19 protein-coding genes are annotated in these 18984 nt (G+C 60.3%); 12 read left to right on the top strand and 7 right to left on the bottom strand.

From position 1 onward, the window contains the following. Positions 1-100: 100 nt before the first annotated feature. The 5 genes from AB4O35_RS04495 to AB4O35_RS04475 all read left to right on the top strand — a co-directional run bounded on the left by AB4O35_RS04495 (position 101) and on the right by AB4O35_RS04475 (position 5449). A complete protein-coding gene (locus tag AB4O35_RS04495; RefSeq protein ID WP_065874456.1) occupies positions 101-1195 on the top strand; it encodes a polyamine ABC transporter substrate-binding protein in 1095 nt (364 codons plus the stop codon). 154 nt (positions 1196-1349) lie between these two features. Beyond that, on the top strand, positions 1350-2444 hold the full coding sequence (locus AB4O35_RS04490; RefSeq protein WP_065874416.1) for a polyamine ABC transporter substrate-binding protein: 1095 nt from the start codon (positions 1350-1352) through the stop codon (positions 2442-2444). A gap of 64 nt (positions 2445-2508) precedes the next feature. Further along, positions 2509-3651, top strand: a complete 1143-nt coding sequence (locus AB4O35_RS04485; protein WP_003176776.1) for an ABC transporter ATP-binding protein — start codon at positions 2509-2511, stop codon at positions 3649-3651. Next, entirely contained in the window at positions 3648-4568 is a 921-nt protein-coding gene (locus tag AB4O35_RS04480; protein ID WP_065874415.1) for an ABC transporter permease subunit, read from the top strand. The genes AB4O35_RS04485 and AB4O35_RS04480 overlap by 4 nt, the downstream gene beginning before the upstream one ends. Further along, the gene (locus tag AB4O35_RS04475; protein WP_010207334.1) at positions 4565-5449 is read left to right on the top strand and encodes an ABC transporter permease subunit; all 885 of its coding nucleotides are present in this window, start codon (positions 4565-4567) and stop codon (positions 5447-5449) included. Before AB4O35_RS04480 ends, AB4O35_RS04475 begins: the two co-directional genes overlap by 4 nt. A gap of 132 nt (positions 5450-5581) precedes the next feature. Here the strand turns inward: AB4O35_RS04475 and AB4O35_RS04470 are convergent, their stop codons facing one another. Then, entirely contained in the window at positions 5582-6223 is a 642-nt protein-coding gene (locus AB4O35_RS04470) for an HD domain-containing protein (protein ID WP_065874414.1), read from the bottom strand. Between the two features lie 288 nt (positions 6224-6511). Here AB4O35_RS04470 and AB4O35_RS04465 point away from each other — a divergent pair, with 288 nt between their 5' ends. Then, positions 6512-7477, top strand: a complete 966-nt coding sequence (locus tag AB4O35_RS04465) for a GlxA family transcriptional regulator (RefSeq protein WP_065874413.1) — start codon at positions 6512-6514, stop codon at positions 7475-7477. On the opposite strand, the gene AB4O35_RS04460 is transcribed toward AB4O35_RS04465, so the two are convergent. Continuing rightward, positions 7455-7808, bottom strand: coding sequence for a carboxymuconolactone decarboxylase family protein (locus AB4O35_RS04460; protein WP_065874412.1), 354 nt, complete (start codon positions 7806-7808; stop codon positions 7455-7457). The genes AB4O35_RS04465 and AB4O35_RS04460 overlap by 23 nt on opposite strands. Before the next feature lie 99 nt (positions 7809-7907). Between AB4O35_RS04460 and AB4O35_RS04455 the strand changes: the two genes are divergently transcribed. Next, positions 7908-8810 carry an AraC family transcriptional regulator gene (locus AB4O35_RS04455; RefSeq protein ID WP_065880212.1) on the top strand — a complete coding sequence of 301 codons (903 nt, stop codon included), beginning with the start codon at positions 7908-7910 and terminating at the stop codon, positions 8808-8810. 112 nt (positions 8811-8922) lie between these two features. On the opposite strand, the gene AB4O35_RS04450 is transcribed toward AB4O35_RS04455, so the two are convergent. Both AB4O35_RS04450 and AB4O35_RS04445 read right to left on the bottom strand, forming a co-directional pair. Continuing rightward, positions 8923-11277: a penicillin acylase family protein gene (locus AB4O35_RS04450; protein WP_065946129.1), complete on the bottom strand. Its 2355-nt coding sequence runs from the start codon at positions 11275-11277 to the stop codon at positions 8923-8925. 31 nt (positions 11278-11308) lie between these two features. Continuing rightward, on the bottom strand, positions 11309-11884 hold the full coding sequence (locus tag AB4O35_RS04445; protein WP_065880211.1) for a DUF6436 domain-containing protein: 576 nt from the start codon (positions 11882-11884) through the stop codon (positions 11309-11311). A gap of 99 nt (positions 11885-11983) precedes the next feature. On the opposite strand from AB4O35_RS04445, the gene bipL reads away from it, so the two are divergent. Then, positions 11984-12925, top strand: a complete 942-nt coding sequence (gene bipL, locus AB4O35_RS04440) for a phospholipase BipL (RefSeq protein WP_065946128.1) — start codon at positions 11984-11986, stop codon at positions 12923-12925. 43 nt (positions 12926-12968) lie between these two features. Here bipL and AB4O35_RS04435 read toward each other — a convergent pair whose 3' ends face one another. Next, a complete protein-coding gene (locus AB4O35_RS04435; RefSeq protein ID WP_065874407.1) occupies positions 12969-13721 on the bottom strand; it encodes a DUF2059 domain-containing protein in 753 nt (250 codons plus the stop codon). A gap of 131 nt (positions 13722-13852) precedes the next feature. Between AB4O35_RS04435 and AB4O35_RS04430 the strand changes: the two genes are divergently transcribed. Next, positions 13853-14485, top strand: a complete 633-nt coding sequence (locus tag AB4O35_RS04430; RefSeq protein WP_065946127.1) for a 2OG-Fe(II) oxygenase — start codon at positions 13853-13855, stop codon at positions 14483-14485. 2 nt (positions 14486-14487) lie between these two features. Next, positions 14488-14982 (top strand): 2-thiouracil desulfurase family protein, encoded by a 495-nt coding sequence (locus AB4O35_RS04425; protein WP_065946126.1) that lies wholly within the window; start codon positions 14488-14490, stop codon positions 14980-14982. 38 nt (positions 14983-15020) lie between these two features. On the opposite strand, the gene AB4O35_RS04420 is transcribed toward AB4O35_RS04425, so the two are convergent. Beyond that, a complete protein-coding gene (locus tag AB4O35_RS04420; RefSeq protein WP_065946125.1) occupies positions 15021-15515 on the bottom strand; it encodes a transporter substrate-binding domain-containing protein in 495 nt (164 codons plus the stop codon). Positions 15516-15649: 134 nt separating this feature from the next. On the opposite strand from AB4O35_RS04420, the gene AB4O35_RS04415 reads away from it, so the two are divergent. Then, positions 15650-16090: a DUF4399 domain-containing protein gene (locus AB4O35_RS04415; protein ID WP_065874403.1), complete on the top strand. Its 441-nt coding sequence runs from the start codon at positions 15650-15652 to the stop codon at positions 16088-16090. Between the two features lie 64 nt (positions 16091-16154). Here the strand turns inward: AB4O35_RS04415 and serA are convergent, their stop codons facing one another. Continuing rightward, positions 16155-17384 carry a phosphoglycerate dehydrogenase gene (gene serA / locus AB4O35_RS04410; protein ID WP_049711054.1) on the bottom strand — a complete coding sequence of 410 codons (1230 nt, stop codon included), beginning with the start codon at positions 17382-17384 and terminating at the stop codon, positions 16155-16157. 205 nt (positions 17385-17589) lie between these two features. On the opposite strand from serA, the gene AB4O35_RS04405 reads away from it, so the two are divergent. Beyond that, the gene (locus AB4O35_RS04405) at positions 17590-18984 is read left to right on the top strand and encodes an FAD-binding oxidoreductase (protein ID WP_065874402.1); all 1395 of its coding nucleotides are present in this window, start codon (positions 17590-17592) and stop codon (positions 18982-18984) included.

The raw sequence follows: 18984 nt of genomic DNA, 5'->3' as shown, positions 1-18984 counted from the left end.
TGTCGCCCTGTTTTGTTGCCCTTTAGACGGGCCGCAGAACCTTGTAAGAACGTGGCCCAAAAAAGAAAAATTGGAGCATCACCAAATGAAGGCATTAGGTTTGAAGAACGCTGGCAAGACCCTCCTCGCCTTGTCCCTGATGGGCGCAATGGCGGGCGCGGCCCAGGCAGACGATAAAGTGCTGCACGTCTACAACTGGTCCGACTACATTGCACCGGACACCATCGCCAACTTTGAAAAAGAGTCGGGCATCAAAGTGGTGTACGACGTTTTTGACAGCAACGAAACCTTGGAAGCCAAGTTGCTGGCAGGCAAGTCCGGCTACGACATCGTCGTACCGTCGAACAACTTCCTCGCCAAGCAGATCAAGGCCGGTGTGTATCAGGAGCTGGACAAGTCCAAGCTGACCAACTACGACAACCTGAACAAATCCCTGCTCAAGGCCGTGTCGGTCAGCGACCCGGACAACAAGCACGCCTTCCCGTACATGTGGGGCTCGATCGGCATCGGCTACAACCCGGAGAAGGTCAAGGCCGCGCTGGGCGTGGACAAGATCGAATCGTGGGATGTGCTGCTCAAGCCTGAGAACATCGCCAAGCTGAAAAGCTGCGGCGTGAGCTTCCTTGATTCGCCAACCGAAATGTTGCCGATCGCGCTGCACTACCTGGGCCTGCCGACTGACAGCCAGAAGAAAGACGACCTCAAGCAAGCCGAGGCGCTATTCCTGAAGATCCGTCCTTCGATCGGCTATTTCCACTCGTCCAAGTACATCTCGGACCTGGCCAACGGCAACATCTGCGTCGCCGTGGGTTACTCGGGTGACATCCAGCAGGCCAAGTCCCGCGCGGCTGAAGCCGGTGGCAAGGTGAAAGTGGCCTACGACATTCCTAAAGAAGGCGCCGGCAGCTTCTTCGACATGGTCGCCATCCCTAAAGATGCCGAAAACGTCGACGCGGCCTACAAGTTCATGAACTACCTGCTGAAGCCGGAAGTGATGGCTTCGATCACCAACAGCGTACGTTTCCCGAACGGTAACGAGAAGGCGACCGCACTGGTCGACAAGGACATCACAAGCGATCCAGGCATTTACCCGTCAGCAGAGGTGCAGGCCAAGCTCTACGCTATTGCTGACTTGCCGGCGGCGACCCAGCGTGAAATGACACGCAGCTGGACCAAGATCAAGTCCGGTAAGTAACCGGTCTTCATTAACCACCGCGCCTGGCGCGGTGGTTAATGAAACAAATAAATGACAGAAAGTTTTGCCGGATCGGTTTATCGAGGGTAAGTTGCGCGCCGGTTTTGTTGCCGTGCAACAACTTTAAGGCCCAACTATTTAAGAGGACCTCCACTTGCCAATTTCTTTATTTCGCAAAGCCTTGCTGGTGGGTGCAGGTATCACGCTGGCTGTCAGCGTGCAGGCCGCACCGGCTGTGCATATTTATAACTGGTCGGACTACATCGGCGACGACACCCTGGCCAACTTTGAAAAGGCCAGCGGCATCAAGCCCGTGTACGACGTGTTCGATTCCAACGAAACCCTGGAAGGCAAGCTGCTGGCCGGGCGTACCGGCTACGACGTTGTGGTGCCGTCCAACCACTTCCTCGGCAAGCAGATCAAGGCCGGGGCGTTCCAGAAGCTCGACAAGTCATTGCTGACGAACTACGCCAACCTTGACCCGGTGCTGCTCAAGCGTCTGGAAAAAAACGACCCGGGCAACCAGTACGCCGTGCCGTACCTGTGGGGCACCAACGGCATTGGCTACAACGTCGATAAAGTGAAGGAAGTGCTGGGTGTCGACAAGATCGATTCCTGGGCCGTGCTGTTCGAGCCGGAGAACATGAAGAAGCTGGCCACGTGCGGTGTGTCGTTCATGGACTCGGCGGATGAGATGCTGCCCGCGGTGCTCAACTACATGGGCCTGGACCCCAACAGCACAAACCCGGCCGACTACAAGAAAGCCGAGGAAAAACTGCTGAAAGTGCGTCCTTACGTGACCTACTTCCATTCGTCCAAATACATCTCCGACCTGGCCAACGGCAACATCTGCGTGGCCGCCGGTTTTTCCGGTGATGTGTTCCAGGCCAAGGCCCGCGCGGCCGAGGCGGGCAAGGGCGTGAACATCGCCTACGCGATTCCGAAAGAAGGCGGCAACCTGTGGTTTGACGTACTGGCGATCCCCAAGGATGCCGCCAACGTCAAGGAAGCCCACGCCTTCATCAACTATTTGCTGCAGCCTGAGGTGATCGCTCAGGTCAGTGATCACGTCGGTTACGCCAACCCTAACCCAGGGGCGGACAAGCTGATGGAGCAATCGATACGCACCGACGAAGCGGTTTACCCACCGCAGGCGGTTCTCGATCGGACATTTGTCAATTTCGAGCTACCCCCGAAAGTGCAACGTTTGATGACCCGTAGCTGGACCAAGGTCAAGACGGGCAAGTAAGGCTCAGACTATCCAAGGTTCGCCCACATCGGGTGAGCTGCAAATTTTGTTGGGAGTTTCGTAAATGGCAGTTGCCTCCGGCGCCTATAAGAAAGCCCTCGAGGGCGACCAGACACCGAAAAAGGTGCTGGTCAAAATCGACCGGGTCACGAAGAAGTTCGACGAGACGATTGCCGTGGACGATGTGTCCCTGGAAATCAAGAAAGGCGAAATATTCGCCTTGCTCGGCGGTTCGGGTTCGGGCAAGTCCACCTTGCTGCGCATGCTCGCAGGTTTCGAGCGCCCGACTGAAGGGCGCATCTACCTCGACGGTGTGGACATTACCGACATGCCGCCCTACGAGCGGCCGATCAACATGATGTTCCAGTCCTACGCCTTGTTCCCGCACATGACGGTGGCGCAGAACATTGCGTTCGGCCTGCAACAGGACAAGATTCCCAAGGCCGAAGTCGACGCCCGCGTGGCCGAGATGCTCAAGCTGGTGCAGATGAGCCAGTACGCCAAGCGCAAGCCGCACCAGTTGTCCGGTGGTCAGCGTCAGCGTGTGGCCCTGGCGCGGTCCCTGGCCAAGCGCCCGAAACTGCTGCTGCTCGATGAGCCCATGGGCGCCCTCGACAAAAAGCTGCGCTCGCAGATGCAGCTGGAGCTGGTGGAGATCATCGAGCGCGTGGGCGTGACCTGCGTGATGGTGACTCACGACCAGGAAGAGGCCATGACCATGGCCGAGCGCATCGCGATCATGCACCTGGGCTGGATCGCCCAGATCGGCAGCCCGATCGACATCTACGAAACCCCCACCAGCCGCCTGGTGTGCGAGTTCATCGGCAACGTCAACATCTTCGACACCCAAGTGGTGGATGACGCCGAAGGCCACGCGGTGCTCAAGTGCCCGGACCTGGACCGCGACATCTACGTGGGCTACGGCATCGCCACCGCGGTGGAAGACAAGTCGGTGACCTACGCCATCCGCCCGGAAAAGCTGCTGGTCACCACCGAAATGCCGACCTGCGAGCACAACTGGTCCAGCGGCAAGGTGCACGACATTGCTTACCTGGGCGGCCACTCGGTGTTCTATGTGGAGCTGCCGAGCGGCAAGCTGGTGCAGTCTTTCGTCGCCAACGCCGAGCGCCGTGGGCAGCGTCCGACCTGGGGTGACCAGGTCTACGTCTGGTGGGAAGACGACAGCGGCGTGGTACTTCGCTCATGAATATGAAGAAGTTCAAGCGGCGCTTGGATCGTATAATCCCCAGTGGCAAGCAGGTGGTCATTGGGATTCCTTTCCTGTGGCTGTTCCTGTTTTTCGCACTGCCGTTTTTCATCGTATTGAAAATCAGCTTTGCCGAAGCCGATGTGGCGATCCCGCCGTACACCGAGATCTACACCTACGTTGAGCAGAAGCTGCAACTGGTGCTGAACCTGGCGAACTACAGTTTGCTGGCGGGCGATGAGCTGTATATCGCCGCGTACCTGGGCTCGCTCAAGATGGCGTTTTTCAGCACGCTGCTGTGCCTGCTGATCGGCTATCCGATGGCCTATGCCATTGCTTCTGCGCGCAAAGAGATGCAGACCGTGCTGGTGCTGCTGATCATGATGCCGACCTGGACTGCGATCCTGATCCGCGTGTACGCGTGGATGGGCATTCTCAGCAACAACGGTTTGCTCAATGGCTTCCTGATGTCCATGGGGTTTATCAACGAACCGCTGCAGATCCTTAATACCAACATTGCGGTGTACATCGGCGTGGTCTATTCGTACCTGCCGTTCATGATCCTGCCGCTGTATGCCAACCTGGTGAAACATGACCAGAGCCTGCTGGAAGCCGCATCGGACCTGGGTTCGAGCACCTTCAATAGCTTCTGGAAAATCACCGTGCCGCTGTCCAAGAACGGCATCATCGCCGGCTGCATGCTCGTATTCATCCCGGTGGTGGGCGAGTTTGTGATCCCGGAACTGCTGGGCGGCCCGGAAACCCTGATGATCGGTAAAGTGTTGTGGCAAGAGTTCTTCAACAACCGTGACTGGCCGGTGGCGTCTGCCCTGGCGGTGGTGATGCTGGCGATCCTGATTGTGCCGATCATCCTGTTCAACCGCAGCCAAGCCAAAGAGTTGGAGGGCAAGATATGAAGCGCTTCAGTTTCTCGAGTTTCATGCTGGTAGCGGGGTTGTTGTTTATCTACCTGCCGATGCTGATCCTGGTGATCTACTCGTTCAACGAATCCAAGCTGGTGACGGTGTGGGGCGGTTGGTCGATCAAGTGGTACGTGGGCCTGCTCGACAACACCCAGTTGATGGGGTCGGTGGCGCGTTCCCTGGAAATCGCCTGCTACACGGCGGTGGCTGCGGTAGCGCTGGGCACGTTGGCAGCGTTTGTGCTGACGCGCATCAGCCAATTCAAGGGCCGCACGCTGTTCGGCGGCCTGGTGACCGCGCCGTTGGTGATGCCGGAAGTGATCACCGGTCTGTCGCTGTTGCTGCTGTTTGTGGCGATGGCGCAGATGATCGGTTGGCCGCAAGAGCGTGGCATCGTCACCATCTGGATCGCCCACACCACGTTCTGCGCAGCCTATGTGGCGGTGGTGGTGTCGGCGCGCTTGCGTGAGTTGGACCTGTCGATCGAAGAAGCGGCGATGGATTTGGGTGCGCGGCCGTGGAAGGTGTTCTTCCTGATCACCATCCCGATGATTGCACCGTCGCTGGCTGCGGGCGGCATGATGTCGTTCGCGCTGTCGCTGGATGACTTGGTACTGGCCAGCTTTGTGTCGGGGCCGGGTTCGACCACCTTGCCGATGGAAGTGTTCTCGGCGGTGCGCCTTGGGGTTAAGCCCGAGATTAACGCCGTGGCGAGCTTGATCCTGTTGGCGGTGTCGTTGGTGACCTTCCTGGTGTGGTTCTTCAGCCGCCGTGCCGAAGAACACCGCAAGAAGGCTATCCAGCAAGCGATTGAAGAAGCGGCGGCGGATGGCTGGAAACAGCCGGACAAGCGCCGGGCGCCTGCACCGGTCTAACTGACGGAACGCGGTAAAAAATGTGGGAGCTGGCTTGCCTGCGATAGCGGTGTATCAGTCGACTCATCTGTCGACTGATACACCGCTATCGCAGGCAAGCCAGCTCCCACAGTTGATTGCATTTCAGGTCAACTAAGCCACCCACGGCGACTTGCGGATCACCTCCACAAAATTCATCGGCTTGAACCCCGGCTCCTGATCCACCAACACATCAGTCTTCACGTTGCCAAACGTGGTCTGCGGGCGATGGCGCAAGCCGTCGGCAAACGCGCAAATGATGCACTCCTTGAACCCTTCCCCACGTGGATGCGCATGCACCACGGCTTCGCGCTGCACGCTGGAAAACGCGGCGTAGTCCATGCCCAGCACGTCCATCTCCACGCCGGCCGTCACCAGCGCCACGGTCGGGCGCAGATGCTGCGGCACGCCCGGTGTGGTGTGCAGGGCGATGGATAACCACACCTGTTCGATGTCGTCATCGCCCAGGCCGTAAGGCTTGAGGAAGGCCGCGGCTGCGTTGGCGCCGTCCACTTCAAAGCGCTCGTTGTCACTGCGATGGCCTTCGACCAAGCCAAGGTCATGAAACATTGCGCCAACGTAGAGCAACTCCGGGTTGTAGGCGAGTTGCTTGCGTTCACCGCTCAATGCGCCAAACAGGAACACCCGGCGAGAGTGGTGGTAGAGCAGGTCGGATTCGACGTCGCGGATGTATTCGGTGGTGGCCTTGGCCAGGGCGCTGTCAGGGATCTGGATGCCGGCGATGGTGGTGGTCATGGTCGTTCTCCTCTGGGAAGCATCCAGTCTGGTCGTGTGCTCGTGGAGGGGCTAGCACGGCGAGGGAGCGATGTCGGCCAATGTGCAGCCACATCGTGCCAAGGCAAAATCAGCTAGGGTGTAGCAGGCGATTGATCCCTTGAAGCCTGCGAAAATCAAAAATGTGGGAGCGGGCTTGCTCGCGAATGCGGTGGTTCAGTCACCGAATTTATTGGCTGATCCACCGCATTCGCGAGCAAGCCCGCTCCCACAGGGGTTTGTGTTCATCCAATCAAAGGTGTGTTGTTCATGGGCAAAACCGTTGCCATCCTGATTTTCCCCGGCGTCCAGTCACTGGACGTGACCGGCCCCATGGATGTGTTTTGCGAGGCCAACCGGTTTCTAGCGCCTGAGGACCATTACCAGCTTGAAGTGATTGGCCTTGGCCTCGGCACCATGGCCGCCTCCAACGGTCTGTCATTGCAGGCCCACCGGCACTACAGCGAAGCCCTGCACGCCTATGACCTGCTGCTGGTCGCTGGCGGCCCGCAGTTACCCTTCGAGGACTTCGGCACGCAGTTCGATGATTGGTTGCGGGGCGCCGCTGCAAGGGCACAACGCTTCGGTTCGATCTGCAACGGCGCGTTCATGCTGGCCCGAGCCGGGCTGCTGGATGGGAAAACCGTCACCACCCATTGGAACGACGCGGCTGATCTGGCGCGCCTGTGCCCCACCGCCCAGGTTGAGGCCGACCGCCTCTACGTGCAGGACGGCAACCTCTACACCTCGGCCGGGGTCACGGCGGGTATCGACTTGTCGCTCTATTTGCTGGCTCAGGACCACGGCCCGGAAGTCGCGCTGAGCGTGGCCAAGCGCTTGGTGGTGTTTACCCAGCGTTCGGGCGGGCAGTCGCAGTTCAGCCCGTTCCTCACGCCCCACGCCGAAACCACCTCGGCGGTGGCGTTGGTGCAGCTGTACGTATTGGCGAACCTGACCGGCGACCTGAGCATTGCCGACCTGGCCGAGGCGGCCAATATGAGCCCGCGCAATTTCTCTCGGGTGTTTGCCCGTGAGGCGCGGATTACGCCGGCGGAGTTTGTCGAGCGGGCGCGGGTGGACGCGGCGCGGGTGCTGCTCGAAAGCAGCCACGCACCGCTCAAGACGGTGGCTTATCAATGCGGGTTTCGCGACGCCCAGCACATGCGCAGTGTGTTCAACCGCCGGCTGGGCGTGACGCCACAACAGTTCCGGCTTAACTTTGCGGCGCCGGTTTGAGCGTGTCGTAGGCTTCCAGCGCACGCAGCGAGTAGATGTATGCCGCGCCGGCATTCAGCGAAATCGCGGTGGCCAATGTGGCGGCAACCTCTTCGCGGGTCGCGCCGGCCTTGATCGCGGCGTCGGCATGCACGCCGATGCAACCGTCGCAGCGGGTGGTGATGGCCACGGCAATGGAGATCAGCTCACGGGTCTTGGCGTCGAGTACGTTGTTTTCCTCGGCAGCCTCGCCCAGCGCCATGTAGGCTTTGACCATCTTCGGGTTGCTCTTGCCCAGCGCGCCAAAGGCTTTCTTCACGGTAGGCAGCAAGTGGGACCAGTTATTGAACATTGCGGTAACTCCTCAACAGGTTGGGTGTGAAGCCAGTCTGTTCTGTTTGAGGTTGGGGTTATTGTTCAATCCGCTCATCTTTTTGACCGATGCTCGCAAATGAATTCGATCGACACCCTTATCGCGCTGGCCAACCTGCGCGGCAGTCTGGATTTGCGGTGCCAGTTCCAGGGCGCCTGGGCGCTGGAGCATGCCCCCGAGAATCTCGGTGTGGCGCCGTATCACATCGTGCTCAGTGGCAGCTGCCGCGCGGAATTGTCGGGCGGGCAACAAGTGACCCTGGAGGAGGGTGACATCCTGCTGATGCCTGGCGGCGCCACGCACTTGCTGCGCAGCCAGGGCGCGAGGATCAGGCCGATGCAGCCCCGGGTGGTCGAAGGCGGCGTACTCAAGGTGCACCGCCTGGGCGGTGACCAGCCGGATTTGGACATGCTCTGCGGCAGTTTTCACTACAACCGCCAATCGCTGTTGTTCGGTGCGTTGCCGGAGCACTTGGTGGTGTCCAGCCGCGAATGGCAGGCCGATGGGCAATTGGCAGCGTTGATTGGGTTGCTGCGCAGCGAAGCGGACGGCGAGCAGCTCGGCGCACGTTCGTTTATCGATGCACTCTCTTCAGCGCTGTTCACCCTGATCCTGCGTGCCTGGCTGACCCGTCAGGCGCCAGTTGCCGGCACCTTCGCGCTGCTCGCTGACAAGCGCCTGAGCAAGGCCTGGCAGGCGATGCTGGCCGATCCCGGGCACGAGTGGACCATCGACAGCCTGGCCACCGCCGCGACGATGTCGCGCGCTACGTTCATGCGCGCGTTTGTAAAAGTGGCGGGCGTATCGCCCTGGGTGTTGCTGACCCAGTTGCGCATGGAGCTGGCATTCAACCTGCTGCGCGAGTCACGCCTGAGCCTGTTGGATATCGCCGCCCAGGTGGGTTACCAGTCCCAGGCGGCGTTCAGCAAGAAATTCAAGGAAACCTATGGTGAGGCGCCGGGACGGGTGCGGGCACGGTAGCCGCCGCACCACCGGTCAAAATGTGGGAGCTGGCTTGCCTGCGATGGCGGTGGTTCAGTCACATCGCTATCGCAGGCAAGCCAGCTCCCACGTTGATCGGGTGTACAGGCCGCTATCTCGCCGGTAGTAATTTAAGCGTGCCTCGGGTGTTGGCCGTCACTTCCTCATCACTGAAATGCGCCTGCTCATACCCGCCTTCGATGTAGGTTTCTGCCTGGTCGCCATAGTGTTTGTCGAACGGCACCCCACTTTGCCCGACCGGGTTGATGGTCAGTGCGTGAGCCGCATCGGCGAAGTCGATCAGGCGGCGGGTAGAAGGCCCGTAGGTCACCGGCCACGGTGCCGGGCCGATAGGGGCCGACTGGTTGTTGGGCACTTCGTGGGTTCCCGGCGCCGGGAACGGGCCGACATTCACGATCAGGTCCAACGGTTTCTGCGAGCCCAGCGGGTGGCCATGGGTCAGGGTGTGGGCCTTGCCCCACTGCCATTGGCTTGGGTCATCGCCGAAAGTGGCTTTGAGGTGTGCGAGGCTGTTGTCCCAGGCGAGTTTGACCGACTCCGCGCGCTTGCCGTCCCACCACGGCGAATCCGGCGCGGCGGCCAGGCGTGGCAGCGCGGCGTCGATCACGCGGGTGCTGAGCAGGGTCTTGAACATGGCGTCGCCGAGTTTCGGATGGAAGGCGGCGTCGGCCAGGTTGAACAGGAACTGGTTGAACAGCGTGGCGCTGGTGGAGTCCAGCGGGTAGTCACCTTTCCAGGCGGCCAGTTGCTCCACCAGTTTCAACTGCGCCGGGTCCTTGACCACTTCACGCAGCACCGGCAACAGCGGCGCCAGCAGGCGCGGGCCGAAGGCGGTGGCGGTGCCCAGTTGCAAGGCCTGGCTGTTGTCGACATCCCACTTCACGCTCTTGTCGCTCAACTGCGCGTTCAACTGTTGGCCACGGTCGGCCAGGTTGTAATAACCGGGGATCTCCATGCCGGTGGGCGAGACGGGTTGCGCGTTGGCCGACACCACGTAGCCACGCGCGGGGTTTTCTTCCTGGGGGTTGGCGCTGAAGGGGTAGAAGCCCAGCTTGTCGGCCTGTGTGCTACTGCCGTCGAGGATAAAGCCGGCATTGGTACCGGCCGGACGAATCGGCAATTGCGCCGCCGCCCACCAGCCGATATCGCCCTTGGCATTCGCCCACACAATATTCAGCCCCGGCGCAGACACCTTCGACGCCGCCGCGCGCGCCTTGGCCAGGGTGTCGGCGCGGTTGAGCTGGTAGAAACCTTCGAGGATCGGGTTCTGGGTGTCGAGGAACGCCCACCACATGGCAATCGGCGTCTTGCCGGCACTTTCGCCGAGCACGTCATTAATGACCGGGCCGTGGGGTGATTGGCGCAGGGTCAGCGTGACGGGCGCCTGGCCTTTCACCGCAATCTGTTGCTCGGTGCTGGTCATATCGACCCACTGGTCGTGGTACCAGACCTGATTGGCGTTTTCCGGGTTGACCTTCTCGGCGATGAGGTCGAGGTCATCGTTCTGGAACATGGTCAGGCTCCAGCCGAAATCCAGGTTGTGCCCCAGGAACGCCACCGGCACCAGCGCGTTGTGATAGCCATACAGCTCAAAGCCCGGCGCCGACAGCTGCGCCTCGTACCACACCGACGGCACCGAGAAGCGAATATGCGGGTCACCGGCCAGCAACGGTTTACCGCTCTTGGTGCGGTTGCCGCTGATGGCCCAGGCGTTGCTGCCTTCGAACTGCGGCAAGCCATTGTCGGCCAAGGCCTGTTCGCTCAGGGCGGCGATGGCGCCGAGGGTTTGCCAATCGCTGGCGGCGAGGTTGAGGGCGCCCTGAGGTTGCCAGTCGAGGTCGAAGACTTTCAGGTAGTCGCTGCCCAGTTGATCGCGTACGTAAGTCAGCAGAGGCTCGGTACGAAATGCGGCAGCAAAGCTGTAGGCCATATACCCGGCGACGCTGATGCTGTCCTCGGCGGTGAACGGCCGCTTGGGGATGCCCAGCACGTCGAACTCCATCGGGCGGGCGTGGCTGTCTTGATATTGGTTGATCCCGTCCAGGTAGGCTTGCAGGGCCTTCCAGTGCGCCGAATCATGATCCAGCTGCGCCACATAAGTGGCGGCGCGGTCACGAATGCGCAGGCTACGGAACAGCTTATCGGTCTCCAGCAGCTTGGGCCCAAGCACCTCGGCCAGCTCGCCACGGGCCAGGCGCCGCATGATCTCCATCTGGAACAAGCGGTCCTGGGCGTGCACGTAGCCCAGGGCGCGATACAGGTCGGTTTCGTTCTCGGCACGAATATGCGGCACGCCACGGTCGTCGTAGCGCACGGTGACCGAGCCTTGCAGGTTGGCCAGCTCAACCGTGCCCTGGCGGGTCGGCTGCTTGCTGTACACGTACCAGCCGGCGCCGAGAGCCGCCAGCACTACAAGAACCGCGAGAGTCCGCAAGACGCGCTTCATGAACATTCCTTACCAAGAGAGGGGTGGCGAGTTACGAGCCTTTTGGCCAGGAACAATAGCAGCCCACCGCCAGGGTGTGCGTGGCATTCACCTCGCGCCCCGCTCCAAGGGCCTTCAAGATCGGCTCAATAAAACTGTTGCTGGAATTGCACGTCAGGCCTTCGCTGTAGGGCCCGAAATACGCGAGTTTGCCGCTGCGATCCCAAATGCCCACCGCCGGGCTGGCGGGCACTTGGTCGGCGCCGGGCAGGGCGGTGAGGGTTTTCATTGTGCGCAGGTTGTCAGGCAGTTGGCCGTGGCTGCCGGGTTTTTGCAGCGCATAGAACTCGACGCCTTGGGGGGCGTAGTGCTCGATCAGTTCGCCCAGGTGTTGTTGGTTGCCGACATTGCACGGGCAGGCCGGGTCCCAAAAGTGGACCAAGCGGATCGGGCCTGGGCCGGCGAGCTCGGCCGGCAGCTTCAATGGGTCGCCGGAAAACACCGCCGTGTGTTCGCTGAAGGCGCGCAGGTAGCGGCCCTGGAACCAGTCATACGCGGCCCACAGCACGCCGGTGCAGATAACCACGATAAGGCTGGCGAACAGGGCGGTGCGGTAGGGCTGTCGCATTCAGATGTATCCTCAGAGGTCGCGTAGCTTGCCATGCTTGTCCTGACAGATGAATATCGCAGCTCGATATTCATCTCTGCCGTAAGTCTGGAACCCTTTATGCCTGTGACCTTTGACCCCGATCATCTGCGCGAAAGCTTGCGGCCCCTGGTGGATGCGCAACCGCTTTCAGCTGAGGCGCGGGTCTACCAGCGTTTCTACGGGCTGGATCTGGCCGCGCGCGCAGTACCGGCGGTCAGCCGTCTGGGGCGTTTCGAGGTGGATGGGTTTCAGGTGGTCGCGCAGGTGTGGTGGCCGCCCAAGCCTGTGGCGACGATGTTTATGTTCCACGGCTTCTACGACCATATGGGGCTGTATCGCCATGTGGTGGACTGGGCGCTGGACCAGGGGTTTGTGGTGATCGCGTGCGATTTGCCGGGCCACGGGTTGTCCAGTGGCGAGCGCGCCAGCATTGATGATTTTGCGGTGTACCAGCATGTGGTGCAGGCACTGTTCGCCGAGGCCCAAGCGCTGCAACTGCCGCAACCCTGGCACCTGTTCGGGCAAAGCACCGGCGGGGCGGTGGTGGTGGATCACTTGCTCAACCATGGCGCCGACAGCCCGGCCCAGGGCAAGACCTTTCTGCTGTCACCGTTGGTGCGACCGCGTGCCTGGGGTTGGTCGCAAGTCAGCTATTACGTGCTGCGGCCGTTCGTCAAAGGCATTGCGCGGCGCTTCAGCGAGAACACCCACGATCCCGAGTTCAAGCCGTTTCTTGAGGCTGATCCGCTACAGCCGCGCCAACTGCCTACCGCCTGGGTCGGTGCATTGGCGCGCTGGATCAAGCGTATCGAGGCTGCACCGCGCAGTTTGCGGCGCCCGGTGATTGTGCAGGGTGAGGAAGACATGACGGTGGACTGGCAGCACAACCTGCAGGTGCTGCGCGGCAAGTTCGACAGGCCCGAGGTGTTGATGCTGCCGCGTGGCAGGCATCATTTGGCGAATGAGATTGCGGAGATTCGTGAGGCGTACTTCCGCTATTTAACGGACCACCTGAAGTAACGCGATGCAAATGTGGGAGCAGGCAAGCCAGCTCCCACACTTGTTACGGTGCCAGGCTTGAAGTGCTTTGGCCGACTGCCAGCCCTGCACGAATCGCCGCCAACGCCGCCTGGTAATACGCCTTACCTTCCGACGACTCCGCAAACGTAGCGAATTCTTCCAACTCAGGGTCAGATAAATCCCGATAAACGTACAGCAGCGTGTTGTTCAGATCCTTGTCGATCTGCTGCATCAACCGCTCACGCTGGCCATTCAACATGCCCTGGGCCTGACCGCCGCCCAACAGGCCGGGGATCATCTGGCTCAGGCTGTCGGCCGCCACGCCGGCAATCGCCAGGCTGACTTCCGCACCGGCCTCACGGGCTGGCAAGGCCTGGGCCAGGTGGCCGATGATCAGGCTGCGGGTGGCGTCGGCTTGGATTTTTGGCAGGCCCTGAGCGTTTTTCGCCAGTTGGTCGCGGCGCGTCGCCAGCAACTCGGCGGCGACAATCTTGCGGCCCAAGGGCGATTGAAAAAACGCCAGGGCAGGCTTCGGGTCCGCCAGGTTCTTGCGCAATTGCGCCTCGGCACGCTGGTCCATGGCCTGGGCGGCAAAGCGTTTATTGCTGTTGTCCACCAGCGCCTGATACACCGCTGGCGGCAGGCTGTTGCGGTAGCGTTGCTGGGCCGCACTGAGGGCGTCATTGAAATGCGCACGTTGTTCGGCCCAGCCGGCGACCTTGTACAACTGGTCATGGCCGTCTGCCCAGGCGGGCAAAACGCAGAACATCAGCAAGGAAAAAAACAAACGACGCATATGGACTCCTGTCAGTCGGCCACTATTGTCCGTGTCGGGCGTAGGATTTGTCGAGAAGTCCTATCGGTCACCTGACTAAAGTGTATTCAGACGCTCGGCGGCTCTGTCGGATTCACAAGCGTATGGATACTATGCGCGCCATGCAAATACCCCTCGATCACCCGCTGTTGCAACGCATTGTCGACGACCTGGCCGAAAAAGGCTGGTCCCGACAAGACGGCTTTCTGCCCCAGGCTCTGACCCTGGAACTGGCGGCTGAGTGCCGTAAACGTGCGGCCGAAGGTGAATTGGCCCCGGCGGCGGTCGGGCGCGGACCGGCCCAAGAGATTCGCGAAGGTATTCGCGGTGACCATATCCAATGGCTGGAAGAGGGCGATGCAGCAGTCTGCGACACCTATATGGCGTTGATGGACAGCCTGCGCCTGGCAATGAACCGTGGCCTGTTTCTCGGCCTCGAAGACTTCGAAAGCCACTTCGCGATGTACCCGCCGGGCGCGTTTTACCTCAAGCACCTGGACCGGTTCCGTGACGATGATAGGCGCATGGTCTCGGCGGTGATCTACTTGAACAACGCCTGGCTGCCCGAGCATGGCGGCCAGTTGCGCATGTACCTCAAGGACGGCGTCGAATACGACGTGGTGCCCACCGGTGGTAGCCTGGTGGTGTTCCTGTCGGGCGAGGTGCCCCACGAAGTCATGCCCGCTAAGCGCGAACGCCTGTCCCTCACTGGCTGGTTTCGCCGGCGGGGCAACGAGCCGTTTTGAGCATGCAAAAGATTCTGGTCAGCCGTTGCCTGCTTGGGCACAAGGTGCGCTACGACGGCGCGGCGAGCGGGCCGTTCGACCATCTGGCGGCGTGGCAAGCCGAAGGGCGAGTGGTTGCGATCTGCCCCGAAGTGTCCGGTGGATTGCCAACGCCGCGTCCACCCGCCGAAATCTCGGGCGGGCAAGGTGTAGAGGTGTGGGAAGGCCGCGCCCAGGTGCTGACCGCCGAGGGCGAAGACTTCAGCGCTGCCTTTCTCGAGGGTGCGCGCCAGGCCTTGGCGCTGGTGCAGCGCCATGACATCCGCATCGCCGTGCTCAAGGCGAATAGTCCGTCTTGTGGAAACTTGCTGACGTACGACGGCACCTTCAGCGGCGTGAAGGTGAGCGGCGAAGGCGTGACGGCAGCGCTGCTCAAACAGCATGGCGTGCAGGTGTTCAGTGAGTTGGAGTTGCCTGAGGCGTTAGTAGCGCTGGCGCAGCTATCGAAACCTGTGTAGGTCAAAATGTGGGGGCTGACCGAGTCAAATCCGAAAAATCACTGTGCCTTGGCTACCGGAGTCTCGCTCTCAAGCCACTTCTGGGCCAACGCCTTCAATCGGCCATCGGCCTTCACCCGCCCCAGCGCCTTATTCAGACTCGCCTTGAATGCCGGGTTACCTTTCTGGAACGGGATCGCCAACTCAGGCTTATCGCTGTAAGGCTCACTGAAATCGAACCGATCCTGCAGCTCGGCAGTCATAGCGATATGGTTGATCGCTACGTCGTACTTGCCGCTTTCCACACCTGGCAACAGGTCGGCATCATCGGTGGTGATAAATGACGGGCGCACGTCCATCTCTTTAGCCAGTTGTTCACCCAGTTCCACTTCGAAGCCGGTGAGTTTGTCGCCTTCCTTGAAGTTGAAGGGCGGGGTATTGGCTTCAAGGGCGATGCGCAGTTCGCCACGGTCATTGACGTCGTCGATCAGTTCGGCATGAGCCAAAGGGCTCAGAAGGGGAAGCAAAAGTAACAGGCCAGGCGAAAAGCGCATGGTCACTCCTAGAGAATTCGAATGTGCGAGGCGCCGTTCAGCATCGCTTTGCTATGGTGTTGAGTGCCTTGGACAGCAATTTGTCGCGAAGTTGTCATCAACCTACAGATTTCATGGAAAAACTGGAGAAGCGAATGAAAGCCTTTTTGTCCCGTGCCACCCTGGCCTCCTTGATGCTGGGTGCGTCTATGTTGGCTACCGCCGCAGACGGCATTCCGCGCAGTGCGCCGCCTGAAGGCGCCAAAGTATTCATCGTGTCGCCAAAAGACGGCGCCACTGTCGATAAAACCTTCACCGTCAAATTCGGCATGGAAGGTTTGAAACTCGCGCCTGCCACTGACCAGGCGCCAGGCACTGGCCACCACCACCTGCTGATCGACCAAAAAGAACTGCCTGACGCCAGCGTGCCCATCCCGGCCACCGACACCGTGATCCACTACGGCAAGGCCCAGACCGAAACCGAACTGACCCTCACCCCAGGCAAGCACACCTTGCAACTGGTGGCCGGCGACAAACTGCACATGCAGTTCAACCCGACTGTAGCGTCGAAAGTCATCACGGTTAACGTTAAGTAAGATTTGTTCAGATGAAAAAAAGGGAGCCCCGAGGGGCTCCCTTTCTCGTGGTGCGATCGAAACCTTAGAACAACACGCGGCTACGAATCGTGCCGTTGATGTGCTGCAGCTTCTCTTGCGCCAGGTCCGAGTACTCGGCGTCGACGTCGATGACCACGTAGCCGACCTTCTCGTTGGTCTGCAGGAACTGACCGGAGATGTTGATGCCGTTTTCCGCGAAGACCTTGTTGATCTCCATCATCACGCCAGGAATGTTCTGGTGGATGTGCAGCAGACGGTGCTTGCCAGGGTGGGCCGGCAGCGCCACTTCCGGGAAGTTGACCGAGGACACGGACGTACCGTTGTCGCTGTACTTGACCAGTTTTTCCGACACTTCCAGGCCAATGTTGGCTTGGGCTTCAGCGGTGGAACCGCCGATGTGCGGGGTCAGGATCACGTTGTCCAAGCCACGTAGCGGGCTTTCGAAGATGTCGTCGTTGGAGCGCGGCTCCACCGGGAACACGTCGATAGCGGCGCCGATCAGGTGCTTGTCCTTGATCGCGTCGGCCAGGGCGTCCAGCTCGACCACAGTGCCGCGCGCTGCGTTGATCAGGATGCCGCCTTTCTTGATAGCGCGGATTTCCTTCTCGCCGATCATCCACTGGGTCTCAGTGGTTTCCGGAACGTGCAGGGTCACGATGTCGGACATACCCAGCAGCTCGGTCAGGCTCGACACTTGAGTGGCGTTGCCCAATGGCAGCTTGGTCAGGGTGTCGTAGAAGAACACCTGCATGCCCAGGCCTTCCGCCAGTACCGACAACTGCGTACCGATCGAGCCGTAACCGACGATACCCAGCTTCTTGCCGCGGATTTCGAAGGAGTTGGCTGCGCTCTTGATCCAGCCGCCACGGTGGCAGGAAGCGTTCTTCTCAGGAATGCCACGCAGCAGCAGGATGGCCTCGGCCAGCACCAGCTCCGCAACGGAACGGGTGTTGGAGTACGGTGCGTTGAACACCGCGATGCCGCGCTCGCGCGCTGCGTTGAGGTCGACCTGGTTGGTACCGATGCAGAAACAACCGACAGCCACGAGCTTTTTGGCGTGGTCGAAGATCTCTTCGGTCAGCTGAGTGCGGGAGCGAATGCCGATAAAGTGCGCGTCGGCGATCTTTTCCTTTAACTGGGCTTCCGGCAGAGAACTGGTGATGTACTCAATGCTGGTGTACCCGGCAGCTTTCAGAACGTCGACAGCCGATGGGTGGACGCCTTCCAGAAGAAGGAACTTGATCTTGCTCTTATCGAGAGAAGTCTTGCTCATCTGCGTAAACCTGTATCCCGGAGAAAAATGGCAGGGAATCGGATCGAGTAAGCTGACCCGGACGGCAGGAAAGCCGTCACCGCAGAAACGCCCTTGGGCTCTGTCCTGCGGGGGCGGTATGCTAGCATACGCGCCCCGCTAAACACCTATTCCTGCGACGTGAAGCGTTCTCAGGATGACCATGAATTGTTCGAGAGTTCTGTCGATGACCCATCCTGCCCTGATTGATGAGCTGAAGACCCTGGTTGAGCCCGGCAAAGTGCTGACCGATGCAGACTCCCTGGAGGCTTACGGCAAGGATTGGACCAAGCATTTCGCACCCGCGCCGACCGCCATCGTCTTTCCCAAGACCATTGAGCAGGTCCAGGCCATCGTGCGTTGGGCCAATGCGCACAAGGTGGCGCTGGTGCCGTCCGGTGGGCGTACTGGCTTGTCGGCAGCCGCTGTGGCGGCCAACGGCGAAGTGGTTGTGTCATTCGACTATATGAACCAGATCCTCGACGTGAACCTCACTGACCGCACCGCCGTGTGCCAGCCGGGCGTGGTTACCAAGCAATTGCAGAACGTCGCCGAAGAAAAAGGCCTGTACTACCCGGTGGACTTCGCTTCGTCCGGTTCCAGCCAGATTGGCGGCAATATCGGCACCAATGCCGGTGGGATCAAGGTGATTCGCTACGGCATGACCCGTAACTGGGTGGCCGGCATGAAGGTCGTCACTGGCAAGGGTGATGTGCTTGAACTGAACCGCGACCTGATCAAGAACGCCACCGGCTACGACATGCGCCAGCTGTTTATCGGCGCCGAGGGCACCTTGGGCTTTGTGGTCGAAGCCACCATGCGCCTGGACCGTGCGCCGAAAAACCTGACGGCCATGGTGCTGGGGACCACCGATTTCGACTCGATCATGCCGGTATTGCACGCGTTCCAGAGCAAGCTGGACCTGACCGCCTTCGAGTTCTTTTCCGACAAAGCCCTGGCCAAAGTCCTCGGCCGTGGCGACGTGCCGGCGCCGTTCGAAACCGAATGCCCGTTCTATGCGCTGCTGGAATTCGAAGCCACCACCGAAGAAGTCGCCAACCATGCGCTGGAAACGTTCGAACACTGCGTCGAGCAGGGTTGGGTGCTGGACGGCGTGATGAGCCAGAGCGAAACCCAACTGCACAACCTGTGGAAACTGCGCGAGTACATCTCCGAGACCATTTCCCACTGGACGCCGTACAAGAACGACATCTCGGTCACCGTCTCCAAAGTACCGGCTTTCTTGAAGGAAATCGACGCGATCGTCGGCGAACACTACCCGGATTTCGAAATTGTCTGGTTCGGTCACATTGGCGACGGCAACCTGCACTTGAACATCCTCAAGCCGGAAAACCTCAGCAAGGATGAGTTCTTCGCCAAGTGCGCCACCGTGAACAAGTGGGTGTTTGAAACCGTCGAGAAGTACAACGGCTCAATCTCCGCTGAACACGGCGTGGGCATGACCAAGCGCGATTACCTGACCTACAGCCGCTCGCCGGTTGAAATCGAATACATGAAAGCAGTGAAAGCGGTGTTCGACCCGAACGGGATCATGAACCCCGGCAAGATTTTCGCTGTTTAA

It is taken from the genome of Pseudomonas sp. H1_A03, from assembly GCF_054685145.1.
Note: the sequence above shows the minus strand (reverse complement) of the source record. Positions and strands in the feature narration are given on the sequence as shown.